Genomic DNA, 13,231 nt, shown 5'->3' on the forward strand with positions numbered 1-13,231 from the left:
ATGAGGCACATCCCACGCGCCCTGACAGCCCTGGCGCTGGCCACCACGCTGCTCGCGGCGAGCGCCTGCGGCGGCGACTCCGGTGGAGCGTCGTCGGCGTCCGACGGCGGCAAGGTCACGCTCCGGTTCACCTGGTGGGGATCGGACACCAGGACCAAGCTCACCCAGCAGGTGATCGACGCCTACCAGAAGGACCATCCGAACGTCACGATCAAGGGTGAGTTCGGCGAGTGGTCCGGCTACTGGGACAAGCTCGCCACCACGGTCGCGGCGAACGACGCGCCGGACATCATCCAGATGGACGAGAAGTACCTGCGGGAGTACGCCGACCGCGGCGCGCTGCTCGACCTGAAGAAGGCGCAGGGCCTGGACACCGGCAAGTTCGAGCCGGACACGCTCGGCGCGGGTGAGTTCGACGGCGGCCTGTACGGGCTGAACGCCGGCATCAACTCGTTCGCGGTGGTGGTGAACCCGGCGGCCTTCAAGACCGCCGGCGTCGCGATCCCGGACGACACCACCTGGACCTGGGACGACTTCTCCCGGATCGCCGCGGAGATCACCACGAAGAGCGGCGGCAAGGTCACCGGCACCGGCCCGCTGGGCACCAACGAGGCCGGCCTGAACCTGTGGGCCCGGCAGAACGGCGAGTCGCTCTGGACGAAGGACGGCAAGCTCGGCGTCTCGCCGGAGAAGACCACCGACTTCTTCAAGTACGTCCTGAAGCTCCGCGACGCGAAGGCGATCCCGTCGGCCGAGGCGATCTCGCAGGACATGAACGCCTCGCTCGACCAGTCGGCGTTCGCGACCGGCAAGCTGGCGATGAGCTTCATCTGGAGCAACCAGCTGGTGGCCTTCAGCAAGGCGACCGGCCAGCAGCTGAAGCTGCTGCGGATCCCCAGCACCGACGGCAAGGCCGCCGACAACGGTTCGTACTACAAGGGCTCGATGTTCTGGTCGATCTCGGCGCGGTCCAAGCACCAGAAGGAGGCCGCCGAGTTCGTCAACTACCTCGCCAACAACACCGCCGCCGGCGACGTCCTGCTCGCCGAGCGGGGTGTGCCGCCGAACACCGAGGTCCGCGCTTCGGTGACGCCGAAGCTGCAGCCGGCCGACGCCGCGTCCGCGAAGTTCATCCAGGACATCGGCAAGGACCTCGGCGACCCCTCCCCGGCCCCGCCGGTCGGCGGCGGCCAGGTGGAGAAGATCATCCAGCGGTACACGACCGAGGTGCTGTTCGGCCGGCAGGCGCCGGACGCGGCCGCCAAGGCCTTCCTGGACGAGGTCAACGGGGAGCTCAAATAGTGTTGCTGACAGCAACTGATTGGCGATGACGGGGGCCCGCGTGGCCGTGGTGGGAATCCACGGCCACGGTGCCTCCCATGTCCGGAACGTGGCTCGGCTGGCGGCGGCCGGCCGGGCCGAGCTCGTGGCGGTCGCCGATCCCCGCGGCGGCGGCGACCTGCCGCCGGACGTCCGGGTCTTCGGCGGCCTCGACGAGCTGCTCGCGGCGACCCGGGTCGACGTCGTGGTGATCTGTACGCCGATCCAGACGCACGTCCCGCTGGCTGAGCTGGCGATGCGCGCGGGCGCCGACGTACTGCTGGAGAAGCCGCCGACCGCGTCGATGGTCGAGTTCGAGCAGCTGTCCGCGGTGGTGGCCGAGACCGGGCGGGCGCTGCAGGTCGGGTTCCAGGCGCAGGCGTCGGAGGCAACGCTGAAGCTGGCCGCGATGATGGCCGAGGGCCGGCTCGGCGAGATCCGCGGGATCAGCGCGGTGGGGAAGTGGGTGCGCAAGGCGCAGTACTTCCAGCGCGCGCGGTGGTCCGGCAAGCGGCGGCTCGACGGCGTCGATGTCGTCGACGGCGCGGTGACCAACCCGCTCGCACACGCGACCGCGGCGGCCTTGCTGCTGGACGGGTCCACCGGCGTGGACGACGTACGGTCGATCGAGACCGAGCTGTACCGCGCGAACCCGATCGAGTCCGACGACACCTCGTCGGTGCGGATCACGACCAGCCGCGGTACGCCGATCCTGATCGCGGTCACGCTGTGCGCGGTCGAGCACCTCGAGGCGACCGTGATCGTGCACGGGTCGGAGGGACGTGCGGTGCTCACGTACCAGTCGGATCTGATCGGCGACACGAAGTACGGCCGGGCCGATCTGCTGGAGAACCTGCTCGCGCATCGGGCTGATCCGGGTGTCCCGCTGTATGTGCCGCTGGCCGCGACCGGTGGGTTCACACGGGTCGTCGAGGCGGTGCGGACGGCGGCGGACCCGGTGGAGATCCCGGGCGAGCTGGTGCGGTGGGAAGGCGAAGGGCTGGAGCGCCGGCCGATTCTTCTCGACGTGGAGAAGTGGATCGACCGGGCCTCGGACGAGCTGGCGTTGTTCAGCGAGATCGGGGCGCCGTGGGCAGTGCGATCACCAGGGGAGAGTTCATGAATTTCGGCTGCAACCACGCCGTCAACCGGTCGATCCAGGTGACGGCGGGCGGTGGCGAGCTGTTCACCTACGTCTACAACGCGGACGACCCGCAGTACGAGTCGCCGCGGCCCTACTTCCACCCGATCCGGACGCTGACCGGTGACCTGGTCAGCGTCTACCGCCCGTGGGACCACCTCTGGCACAAGGGCCTGTCCTGGTCGCTGCCGCACTTCGGGCACGACAACTTCTGGGGCGGGCCGACGTACGCGCAGGAGGACGGTTACCGGCCGCGCGACAACAACGGCTCGCAGGACCACGACCGGGTCGAGGCGCTGGACGTGTCGGACGACGAGGTCCGGTTCGCGCACCACCTGTCGTGGCGCCGGCAGAGCGGCGAGCACGTCGTCGACGAGGACCGCACGATCACCGCGCGGCTCGCGGACGACGGCTGGGTGCTGGTCTACGAGACCGCGATGACGAACGTGTCCGGCGAGCTGATCCAGATCGGCAGCCCGACCACCGCCGGCCGGCCGAACGCCGGGTACGGCGGGTTGTTCTGGCGCGGGCCGCGGGCGTTCACCAACGGCACGATCCTCGCCCCGCAGGGCAGCGGCGGCGACGAGCTCCGCGGGCAGCGCGCGCCGTGGATGGGCTTCACCGCCCGGCAGGACGAGACCGATACCGCGTCCACGATCATCGTCGCCGACGCGACCGGCAACGTCCGCCACCCACCCGAGTGGTTCGTCCGCTCGGAAGACTTCGCCGCCGTCTGCCCCGCCCCGTTCTTCTCCGAGGAACTCCCGTTCCCCGCCGACGACACCCTCCGCCTCCGCTACGCCGTCCTGGTAGCCGACGGCCTGTCCGACGACAACCGCGCCGCCACCCTCGCGGCCCAGGCCACGAAGGCACTCGCCGCGAGCTGACGCGGATCTCCAGGCCATCACAATTCGTGGGCTGCGGCCCGTCCCCGCCTGGCGATGGTCGCGGGTGGCGATTGTGATGGCCTGGCGGTCCGCCTCACGCCGGCAACGCCAGGTTGAAGCTGGTGCTGCCCGGGGTTGAGGTCAAGGTGAGGGTGCCGTTGTGGGCCTCGATGATGGATCGGGCCAGGGACAGGCCGAGGCCGGTGCCGCCGGTGGCGCGCGTTCGGGCGGTGTCGGCGCGGGTGAAGCGCTGGAAGACATTGGGCAGCAGGTCGGCGGGGATGCCGGGGCCGTCGTCGTGGACGGTGAGCAAGGCGGAGTGGTCGCTGCGGTCGGCCGCGACGGTGACAGTGGTGCCGGGTGGGGTGTGCCGGAGCGCGTTCGTCACGAGGTTGGCGAGGACCTGGTGCAGCCGTTGCTCGTCGCCGATCACCATGATCGGCTCGGCCGGCAGGTCCAGCTCCCAGTGGTGGCTGGGGGCAACGATCCTGGCGTCGGTGACCGCGTCGAGGGCGAGCCGGGACAGGTCGACCGGGCGGCTGTCGAGCGGCCGGCCGGCGTCCAGGCGGGCGAGCAGCAGCAGGTCCTCGACCAGCGACGCCATCCGGGTCGTCTCGACCATCACCTTGCCCATCGCGTGCGTGAACAGCTCGGGATCACGCTGGTGCAGGCTCAGCTGGGCGTACCCGTGGATCGTGGTCAGCGGCGTACGCAGCTCGTGTGACGCGTCCGCGACGAACTGCCGCACCTGCTGCTCACTGCGGTGCCGCGCGTCCAGCGCACCTTCCATGTGACCGAGCAACGTGTTGAGTGCGACGGCGACCTGGCCCACCTCGGTCCGTTCGTCGGTGAGCTGGTCCGGCACCCGCGCGGTCACGCCGATCTCCCCGGTGTCGAGCGGCAACGACGCCACCTCGCGGGCGGTCTGTGCGACGCGGCGCAGCGGCCGCAACTGACGCCGTACGACGACGACCGCGACACCGCCCGCGCTGAGGACGCCGATCCCGCCGAACAAGACCTCCCAGCCGATCAGGCTGTTGACCGTGTTCTGGATGTCCGCGGTCGGGAGCCCGGTGATCACGGTGCCCTGGCCGATGCTCGCCGCGCGCACCCGGTACTCGCCGAGGCCGGGCAGGTCGACCGTGCTGCTCTGACCGGCGGTCAGGTCGTCGAGCTTGTCGACCACGTCGTCCGCGAGATCGGTGACGTTGCCCTCGGCAGTGACCACCGTGCCGGCCGCGTTGCCGCCTTGTGTGTAGAGCGTGACCGTGCCGGCGTCCTGCCCGTGCGGCGCATCCGGTGGTGGTCCCCACGAACCGTTCTTCAGTGCACCCATCGCCCGGCCCTGGGCGGCCATCACCTTGCCGTCCAGTTGCCCGGTCAGATACGAGCCGATCGCGGCGGTCGTCAGCGCACCGATCACGACACTCATCACCGCGACCAGCACCACCATCGCCGCCGCGACCCGCACACTCAACGACCGCGCCGCGACCCTCATGCCTTCAGCATCTGCGGCGAGCCCTCGGACCGGCTGCGCATTTCCTGGGACCTGGCTGTGAACTGGAATTCCTGCCTCGTCAACAAAGCGCTCGTTGCGAATTCGCAGGTTAGAACCGGGACAAGAGTGGGGAGGTTCGAGACGTTTCCGGATTCGCCTCCCCTTTCGGGGCCGGAAACCGGTAGCCTCGTGCAGCGCGCTATGGGGGCCGCCGTACCAATCACCCGACGAACTGCCGGAGAGCCCAAACCGGTCAGGAGTGCACGTCTTGCAGGAGAACACCAGCACAACCAGTACTGGCGAACTGGTCAACGTACCCCTCACCGGTGCGGACAAAGTCGCCTACGCTTTCTACGCGACCGCGGCCGCCGCGGCGCTGGTCGGCCAGGTCTGGGCCGGCGTGACCCATATCCCGTGGCCGGACAGCGGCTTCTCGACCCTGCTCAAGATCGTCCTCGTCACGCCCGCGGTCGCGGTGCTCGAGCTCGGCGGTGTGGCCACCGCGGCGCTCGCGGACCTGCGCCGCCGCAAGGGCGAGCAGGCCTACGCGTACCGGGCGATGTCGTTCTTCGCGGCGCTCGTCGCGGTCGTCTTCAACGTGGTCGGCCACTGGCGTCCGGAGGAGCGGTTCCTGGCCTTCGGCTTCGGCGGCCTGTCCGCGTTCGCCTATGTGCTCTGGCTGATCCACAGCTCGGCCCGGCGTCGCGACGCGTTGCGCCGTGCGGGCCAGATGCGCGACACCGGCCCGGTGTACGGCATCGTGCAGTGGGCCCGCGAGCCGCGCGTCACCTGGCTCGCGCGTTCGCTGGCGATCGAGCACGGCTACACCTTGTACGAGAGCCTGCGGGCGGCGCATCACCAGATCCGCAACCGGAGCCGCCGCGAGGCGATCGCCGGGACCGTTGCCGAGTACATCCGGTCCGAGCACCAGGACGAGCGGCTGGCGAAGATCGCCGAGACGACGTACGACCCGGACCGGCTGGCCGGGATGCTCGAGGAGCGGATCAACTACGAGGTCATCACCAACAAGCTGACCAAGGCGATCTCTCCGCCGCCGGAGCAGCCCGAGGAGCGTCCGGCCGTGCCGGCCGCCGTCTGGGTGCTGGAAGGCGGACAGCCGCGGCGTGCGGACAGCACCGGGGTCGGGCTGCGCGACGACGACGCCTGGACCGGCGAGCTGATGGCGATCGTCGACCAGCCGCCGGAGACCGACGAGTCGGTCGCGGAGGCGGTCGTGGTCGAGGACGCCGGCGAGCCGCAGCATGTGGTCAACGGCAACAGCAACGGCAACAGCAACGGCAACGGCAACGGTCCGGCGGGCAAGCTGAAGCCGTTCGCGCCGCAGCCGAAGGCCGAGCCGATGGTGGAGAAGCCCAAGCCGCCGTCGCCGTTCGCCGGCCCGGCGGACCCGCAGCCCCCGGCGCTGATCACCACCCCGAAGGTCGAGCCGGTGCTGCCCGACCCGGCGCCCGTCGTCGCGGAGTCGGCGGCCACCGACGACGAGCCGAGTCCTCTGGAAGTGAAGCGGCAGCGCGCCTGGGCTCTGCTGGCCGACTGGTCGCCGGAGCGTGGTGAGATCACCGCCAAGAAGATCGCCGACGCGATCGCGTGCAGTGAACCGATGGCGAGCAGGTACATCGAGCAGTACCAGACCGAGCACGGCGTCGTGCTCGTGTCGCAGAACTGAACCACGGACTGCCGGTGGACCTCACAGGTTGAGGTTCACCGGCAGTTCCGCGAGACCGCTGACCAGCACGCGCCGCCACTCGAGCTCTTCGGCCGGCTTCGCGAGGCCCATCCGCGGGAACCGCCGGACGAGCGCCGCCAGCGACTCCTGCAGTTCGATCCGGGCCAGTTGCGCCCCGAGGCAGAAATGCGGCCCGAAGCCGAACGACAGGTGTTTGTTGTCCGGCCGGTCGATCCGCAGGTCGTCGGGTGCGTCGTACGCCCGCGGGTCCCGGTTCGCCGAGTTGAGTGCGGCCATCACGCCTTCGCCGGCCTTGATCCGTACGCCGTGCAGCTCGACGTCCTCGATCGCGACCCGGAGCTGACCGACCTCGCTGAACCGGTTGAACCGCAGCAGCTCCTCGATCGCGGACGGGATCAGCTCGGGCTCTTCGACCAGGCGCGACCAGTTCTCCGGCCAGCGCAGCAGGGTGGCCACACAGCTGGAGATCTGGTTCGCCGACGTCTCGTGACCCGCGACGAGCAGGTTCACGCCGAACGCGATCAGCTCGTCCTGGCTGAGCCGGTCGCCCTCCTCGCGGGCGCGGACGAGCTCGTCGAGCAGGTCCTCGGCGGGCTGCTCGGTGTTCGCGAGTTTCTTGCCGACGAGGTCCTCGATGTACGCCGTGAGGCTGGTCATCGCGTCCTCGACCAGGTCCTTCTCGGCCATCTTCATGCTGTACCCGAGCTCGGTCCACTCCCGGAACTGCGCGCGGTCCGCGTACGGTACGCCGAGCAGCTGGCAGATCACCTGGATCGGCAACGGCAGCGCGACCAGCTCGCGGATGTCGGCGCCGTCGCCGGCCCGCGCCACGTCCTCGGCCAGCCGCGCCGACAGCTCCGCGACCCATGGCCGGGTCTGCTCGATCTTGCGGTGCGCGAACGTTGGTACCACCAACCGTCGCAGCCGGCTGTGCTCCGGCGGGTCGGTGGTGGTCAGGCTGTTCGGCATCGGCTTGGCCAGCGCGACCCGGGGCGCTCCCTGCTTCACCACCGCGGCCCGCGAGAACCGCGGATCGGCGAGCACCAGTTTCACGTCGTCGTACCGGGTGACCAGCCAGACCTCGGCGCCGGCCAGCGTCCGCACCCGTGCCACCGGGCGGTTCTCCCGCAACTCGGCGAACGTCGGCGACGGATCGAACCGAAACGCGTCCTCGAACGGAATCTGCAAGACCGGCTCAGTCATACCCCGACCCTAGGCAACTTAGGTAACCCTTGCTTCTGGTTCCGGCGCGTCGAGGAGGCAAGGCGTACGCGGGAACACGGTGCGGACGGCTTGGGGGCGACGGCTCAGGCGCGCTGCCAGACGGTGCCCTGGCGGTCGCGGCCGATCCATTGTTCGAGGGCGACGACGTCCGGGGCGGCGTCGAGTTCGCGGACCAGGAGGTGGCAGGCGAGGTCGACGCCGGCGAACCAGCCGGTGCCGCAGGTGACCAGGTCGCCGTCGTCGACGATCCGGGCGTCGACGACCTCGGCCCACGGTGTCAGCCGCTCGTAGTCGGCGCGGTGGGTGGTCGCGGGGCGTCCTGCGAGCAGGCCGGCGGCACCGAGCAGCAGCGTCCCGGAGTCGATCCCGGCGAGGATCAACCGGTCGCCGCCGGCGCGTTTGGCCGCGGCCAGCTGTGCCGGGATCACGCCGCGGTCGATCTCCTCGAGGATCCAGCCGCCGGAAACCGCGAGCACCCGGGCGGTTTCCGGCGACCACCCCTCCAGGCCGCTGAACCGCGTCCCGTAGCACCCGGTCACCTCGGTGGCGCCGTCGGCGGTCACCAGCCGCGGATCGACCGCCAGCCCGCGCCGTTGCGCGTTGGCGAACGTCGCGTACGTCGCCAGCGCGTCGACCTCGGCCACGCCCTCGAACATCAGTACGTCGATCCGCATGAGAGGCAGTCTCGCCGCCCCGCACGCGACGGAGTGAGTGGCCGGAAAGACATCATCAGCTAGATTCGCGCCATGCACACCGTGGCGGTCCTGGCGCTGGAAGGCGCGATCGGCCTCGAGGTGGCCGGCGCCTGCCAGGTCTTCGCCGCGGCCGAGGGCCGGTACGACGTCCGCGTCTGCGCCGAGCCCGGCGTGACGCTGATGGCACACGACCAGCAGCTCTTCACGGTCCGGGCGCCGTACCCGCTGACGGCGGCACTGGCTGCCGACACGGTGATCGTCACCGGTGCCTTCGACGCGTCGGACGAGGCGGTCGGGCTGATGCGTGAGGTGCACCGGCGCGGGATCCGGATCGCGTCCATCTGCACCGGCGCGTTCCTGCTCGCCGCGGCCGGTGTCCTGGACGGCCGCCGGGCCGCCACCCACTGGGCCCATGCCGGAAACCTGGCGAAACGTTTTCCTGACGTCGAGGTGGTGACCGACGCGCTGTACCTGGACGACGGCGACGTGCTGACGTCGGCCGGTGTGACCGCGGGGCTCGACCTCTGCCTGCACCTGGTCCGCCGCGATCACGGGTCGGCGGTCGCGGCCCAGGTCGCGCGGCGACTGGTGATGGCGCCGCACCGCGACGGCGGGCAGGCGCAGTTCCTCGCGGCGCCTGTTGTCTCCGGCAACGATTCGCTGGAGCCGGTGATGCGCTGGATGCGCGATCACCTGGACGAGCCGCTGACGCTCGCGGCGATCGCGGCGCAGGCGTCGATGAGCCCGCGCACCCTGAGCCGGCAGTTCCGCGCACAGACCGGTACGACGCCGCTGCAGTGGCTGATCCGCCAGCGGTTGTCCCGGGCGCAGGAGCTGCTCGAGACCAGCGGCCTGTCCGTCGGGCAGGTCGCGACCGCCGCCGGTTTCACGACGGCGGTGTTGCTGCGCCAGCACTTCACGAAGGCGTTCGGGACGACGCCGACGGCGTACCGCCGTACCTTCAGGTCCTGAGCCGGTACGGCGGTACCCGGGGCTGCTCGGGCTCCTCGGGCTACTTGGTGCCGAAGGAGTAGATGGTGGTGGACTTGTAGGTCTCGCCGGGGCGCAGGACCGTGGACGGGAAGTTCGCGTGGTTCGGCGAGTCCGGGAAGTGCTGGGTCTCGAACGCGAACGCGTCGCCCTGCCGGTAGGCCTTGTTGCCGATGCCGAGGAACGTGCCGTCGAGGAAGTTCCCGCTGTAGAACTGGACACCGGGCTGGTCGGTGAGCACCTCGATCGTGCGGCCGTGCTCGGGCTCCCAGAAGCGGCCCGCGAGCCGCAGCCCGTCCTCGTCCGGCTCGCCGCCGAGGACGAAGTTGTGGTCGTAGCCGCGGCCGAAGATCAGCTGCTGGTGGTCGCCGCGCAGCCGCTTGCCGATCGCGGTCGGCCGGCTGAAGTCGAACGGCGTCCCGGCGACCGGGGCGATCTCGCCGGTCGGGATCAGCGTCGCGTCGACCGGCGTGTACTTCGGCGCGTTCAGCTCCAGCACGTGGTCGTAGATGGTGCCGTTGCCCTCGCCGAGCAGGTTGAAGTACACGTGATTGGTCAGGTTCACGATCGTCGGCTTGCCGGCCACCGTCGCGTGGTAGTCGATCCGCAGGTTGTCGCGCGTGTCCAGCGTGTACGTGACGGTGCTGGTGAGCTCACCGGGAAAGCCCATCTCGCCGTCCGGGCTGACGTAGGTGAAGGCCACGCCGACGGCCTTGTCGCTCTGCACGACCTTGGCCTTCCAGACCTTCTTGTCGAAGCCGAGCGTGCCGCCGTGCAGCGCGTTCTCGCCGTTGTTGACCGGGATCTGGTACGTCGTCCCGTCGAGCGTGAACCGGCCCTTCGCGATCCGGTTGCCGTACCGGCCGATGGTGGCGCCGAAGTACGGGCTGAGGTTCGCGTAGTCGGGCAGGTTGTCGAAGCCGAGGCTGATGTTCGTGGTCCGGCCGCGGCGGTCCGGCGTCTCGACCCGCTGGATGGTCGCGCCCCAGGTGAGCATCGAGATCGTCACCCGGCCATTGGTGAACGTGTACACGTCCACCCGCTGACCGTCCGGGGTGGTGCCGAACTCGGCCTTTGTGATCTCGAGCTTGCCGTGGTGTCCGCGCATGCCGGTCAATCTATCCGGCGTACCAGTGGCCGAACCGGTTCGGGTGCCAGGGCTTGACGTCGCGTCTGCGGTGCTGGTGAGTGCGCCCGCGGCGGCGGCACCGAGGCCCAGGGCGCCGGCGGTCCGCAGGACCTGACGGCGGGGCAGGTGATCGGGCATCGCAATCCCCTCAATCGTTGTAGAGACCAGTCCCGGGCACGATAAGCACGCCAGCGGAGTGTTTGGAACAGTTCGGAAGGGTGTGAATTCGTCCGATCTCTCCGCGCTGACCGGATCGTTCCGGTCCCGGCCCCGATCGAGCCTTCAGCGGTCCGCCGTCCGCGGGTGATCCTGGGGTCATGAGCCGAACCGCACTGATCGTGATCGACGTCCAGGAATCGTTCCGGGTCCGCCCGAACTGGCAGCTGGTGAACCACCCCGACATCGCCGAGCGGGTGGACCGCCTGGTCCGCGCGGCCCGGGACGCCGGCGACCTGGTCGTCTGGGTGCTGCACACCGAACCGGCCACCGGCGGCGCGTTCGACCCGGCGAACGGGCACGTCCGGCTGATCGACGGACTCGAACCGCTGCCGGGGGAGCCGATGCTCACCAAGACGTCGCACAACGCCTTCACCACCACGAATCTGCAGCAGCTGCTGACCCAGCACGGCGTCGGCGAGATCGTTGTCTGCGGCATCCGGACCGAGCAGTGCTGCGAGACCACCGCGCGGGTCGGGTCCGACCTCGGGTACGACGTCGTGTTCGTCTCCGGGGCGACCGCGACGATGGCGCTGGCGCACCCCTCGATCCGCGACGAGGCGACCGTCGAGGAGATCCTCGCCGATCCGCGGACGCTGACCGCGGAGCAGGTCGTCGAGCGCACCGAGTACGTCCTGGCCGGCCGGTTCGCCACCATCCGGACCCTCGACGAGCTCACCGGCGTACCTGTGGCATCCTGACCGGATGCGTCCTACTCGGGTGGTCTTCGTGCTGGTGCCGAGGCTGCACCTGCTCGATCTGGCGGGCCCGGCGCAGGTGTTCACCACCGCGAACGACCTCGGGTACGGGTACGAGGTGTCGTACGTGGCCGAATCCGACGAGATCGCGACCGCCCAGGGCGTGCCGTTGCGGACCTCGTCGGTGTGGCCGGAGCTCGGTCCGGGCGACCTGGTCGTGGTCCCGGGATGGCGGTCGCCGCGGCTGTCGCCGGAGCCGCCGATCGGGCCCGGGTTCCGGCAGCGGCTGCGGGCGCACCACGCGAGCGGCGGGACGGTGGCGAGCGTCTGCTCCGGCGCCGACGCGCTCGGCTGGGCCGGCCTCCTCGACGGGCGCCGGTTCACCACCCACCACGACCTGACCGACGAACTGGCCGCCCGCTACCCGCGGGCGACGATCGTGCGCGACGTGCTGTACGTCGAGGACGACCGCGTCATCACCTCGGCCGGGATCGCCAGCGGTATCGACCTGGCACTGCACCTGGTCGCGGTCAGCCGGGGCGCCGAGGCGGCCGCCCGGGTCGCGCGCCAGATGGTCGTCTACGCCCGGCGCAACGGCGACGAACTGCAGGAGTCCGTGATGCTGCGGCACCGGGACCATCTCAGCGACCTGGCGCACCGCGTGCAGGACGTCATCGACGTCCGGTACGCCGACCGGCTCCCGCTGGCCGATCTCGCCGGGCAGGTCGGGGTCAGCGAGCGCACGCTGACCCGTATCTTCAGCGCCTCCACCGGCCTCACCCCGCTCCGCTACCAGCAGCTCCTCCGGCTGGAGCGGGCCGAACACCTCATCGGCCACGGCGCCACCGTCGAGTCCGCGGCCCGGGCCGTCGGCTTCGAGGACGCCCGGATGCTGCGCCGGCTCCGCGGCCGGACTTCCGTCTAGACCGGAACCAACTTTTCCCGCGGCCGCAACGTCTACCCCGACAACCAACCGACGAGGGGACGGAACATGAGGTTAGTTGCTGGGGGCATGCGCCGGGGTGTGGTCGCGACCGGGGTGGCGACGGGAGTGCTGGCCGTGGGACTCACGGCGCTGGCGACGCAGGGGGCGGACGCCGGGACGACGTCGGTGACCGCGCTGAGCCGGTCGCAGATGCTGACGATCGGCGAGGTGAAGAAGGCGGACGCCCGGGCGGCGTGGGTCCGCCAGGTGGACCGGGGAATCCTGCCGCGGACCTACTGCGGCCCGGCCTCGACCGAGGGCAAGCGGGTCGCGGCGCGGATGGCGCGCGGGTTCAGCAACGACATGGACTCCTACGGCGCGCAGTACGTCAGCCAGTACGCGAACGCGGCGAGCGCGCGGGCGGCGTACAACTCGATCATCGCGACGCTGAAGACCTGCACGTACAGCAAGCCGGCGCCGACGCACGCGCGGAAGATCACCGAGAACCGGGTCGTGAAGGGTGCCTCGGGTGACCTCACGCAGGTGATCCGCTGGTACGACTACCCGAAGCCGAACGACCCGGGCAGCGAGGCGGGCGGGTTCCCGTACGCCGTGACGCTGAAGGGGCGCAACGTCTCCGTGCTGGCGTTCAGCGAGATGGGGCCGGGGATGCCCGCCCCGAACTTCGACAAGCTCGCCCGCCAGGCGGCGGCGAAGCTCACCCGCTGACGCTCCGCGGGGAACGGCGCGGGGGCGCGAGGCCCGGGGGATCCAGGGCGGTGGGTCTCGTGCGTGGGGTG

At 70.4% G+C, this 13,231-nt stretch carries 12 protein-coding genes; 8 read left to right on the top strand and 4 right to left on the bottom strand.

Translation table 11 applies throughout. The annotated features are described in order from the left end of the window. The 3 genes from ABZW60_RS29015 to ABZW60_RS29025 are packed head-to-tail and all read left to right on the top strand — an operon-like array spanning position 1 to position 3,348. Complete coding sequence (locus ABZW60_RS29015; RefSeq protein ID WP_355482108.1) at positions 1-1,302, top strand: sugar ABC transporter substrate-binding protein; 1,302 nt, start codon at positions 1-3, stop codon at positions 1,300-1,302. A gap of 25 nt (positions 1,303-1,327) precedes the next feature. Beyond that, positions 1,328-2,443: a Gfo/Idh/MocA family oxidoreductase gene (locus ABZW60_RS29020; RefSeq protein WP_355482110.1), complete on the top strand. Its 1,116-nt coding sequence runs from the start codon at positions 1,328-1,330 to the stop codon at positions 2,441-2,443. Further along, positions 2,440-3,348 carry a PmoA family protein gene (locus ABZW60_RS29025; RefSeq protein WP_355482112.1) on the top strand — a complete coding sequence of 303 codons (909 nt, stop codon included), beginning with the start codon at positions 2,440-2,442 and terminating at the stop codon, positions 3,346-3,348. Before ABZW60_RS29020 ends, ABZW60_RS29025 begins: the two co-directional genes overlap by 4 nt. Before the next feature lie 94 nt (positions 3,349-3,442). Here the strand turns inward: ABZW60_RS29025 and ABZW60_RS29030 are convergent, their stop codons facing one another. Next, on the bottom strand, positions 3,443-4,846 hold the full coding sequence (locus tag ABZW60_RS29030) for an ATP-binding protein (protein WP_355482113.1): 1,404 nt from the start codon (positions 4,844-4,846) through the stop codon (positions 3,443-3,445). Between the two features lie 268 nt (positions 4,847-5,114). On the opposite strand from ABZW60_RS29030, the gene ABZW60_RS29035 reads away from it, so the two are divergent. Then, on the top strand, positions 5,115-6,533 hold the full coding sequence (locus ABZW60_RS29035; protein WP_355482115.1) for a hypothetical protein: 1,419 nt from the start codon (positions 5,115-5,117) through the stop codon (positions 6,531-6,533). Positions 6,534-6,554: 21 nt separating this feature from the next. On the opposite strand, the gene ABZW60_RS29040 is transcribed toward ABZW60_RS29035, so the two are convergent. After that, positions 6,555-7,757: a cytochrome P450 gene (locus tag ABZW60_RS29040; protein WP_355482117.1), complete on the bottom strand. Its 1,203-nt coding sequence runs from the start codon at positions 7,755-7,757 to the stop codon at positions 6,555-6,557. Between the two features lie 104 nt (positions 7,758-7,861). Further along, the gene (locus ABZW60_RS29045) at positions 7,862-8,452 is read right to left on the bottom strand and encodes a DJ-1/PfpI family protein (protein WP_355482119.1); all 591 of its coding nucleotides are present in this window, start codon (positions 8,450-8,452) and stop codon (positions 7,862-7,864) included. Between the two features lie 72 nt (positions 8,453-8,524). Between ABZW60_RS29045 and ABZW60_RS29050 the strand changes: the two genes are divergently transcribed. Continuing rightward, entirely contained in the window at positions 8,525-9,445 is a 921-nt protein-coding gene (locus ABZW60_RS29050) for a helix-turn-helix domain-containing protein (RefSeq protein WP_355482120.1), read from the top strand. A 40-nt stretch (positions 9,446-9,485) separates the two neighbouring features. Here the strand turns inward: ABZW60_RS29050 and ABZW60_RS29055 are convergent, their stop codons facing one another. After that, positions 9,486-10,730 carry an aldose epimerase family protein gene (locus tag ABZW60_RS29055; protein WP_355482122.1) on the bottom strand — a complete coding sequence of 415 codons (1,245 nt, stop codon included), beginning with the start codon at positions 10,728-10,730 and terminating at the stop codon, positions 9,486-9,488. A 179-nt stretch (positions 10,731-10,909) separates the two neighbouring features. Here ABZW60_RS29055 and ABZW60_RS29060 point away from each other — a divergent pair, with 179 nt between their 5' ends. From ABZW60_RS29060 to ABZW60_RS29070, 3 genes are all read left to right on the top strand, one after another. Beyond that, complete coding sequence (locus tag ABZW60_RS29060) at positions 10,910-11,509, top strand: cysteine hydrolase family protein (protein ID WP_355482124.1); 600 nt, start codon at positions 10,910-10,912, stop codon at positions 11,507-11,509. Between the two features lie 4 nt (positions 11,510-11,513). Continuing rightward, on the top strand, positions 11,514-12,431 hold the full coding sequence (locus ABZW60_RS29065; RefSeq protein WP_355482127.1) for an AraC family transcriptional regulator: 918 nt from the start codon (positions 11,514-11,516) through the stop codon (positions 12,429-12,431). Positions 12,432-12,518: 87 nt separating this feature from the next. Next, complete coding sequence (locus ABZW60_RS29070; protein WP_355482129.1) at positions 12,519-13,160, top strand: hypothetical protein; 642 nt, start codon at positions 12,519-12,521, stop codon at positions 13,158-13,160. Positions 13,161-13,231 lie beyond the last annotated feature (71 nt).

It is taken from the genome of Kribbella sp. NPDC003557 (assembly GCF_040610805.1).
Lineage (GTDB): Bacteria > Actinomycetota > Actinomycetes > Propionibacteriales > Kribbellaceae > Kribbella.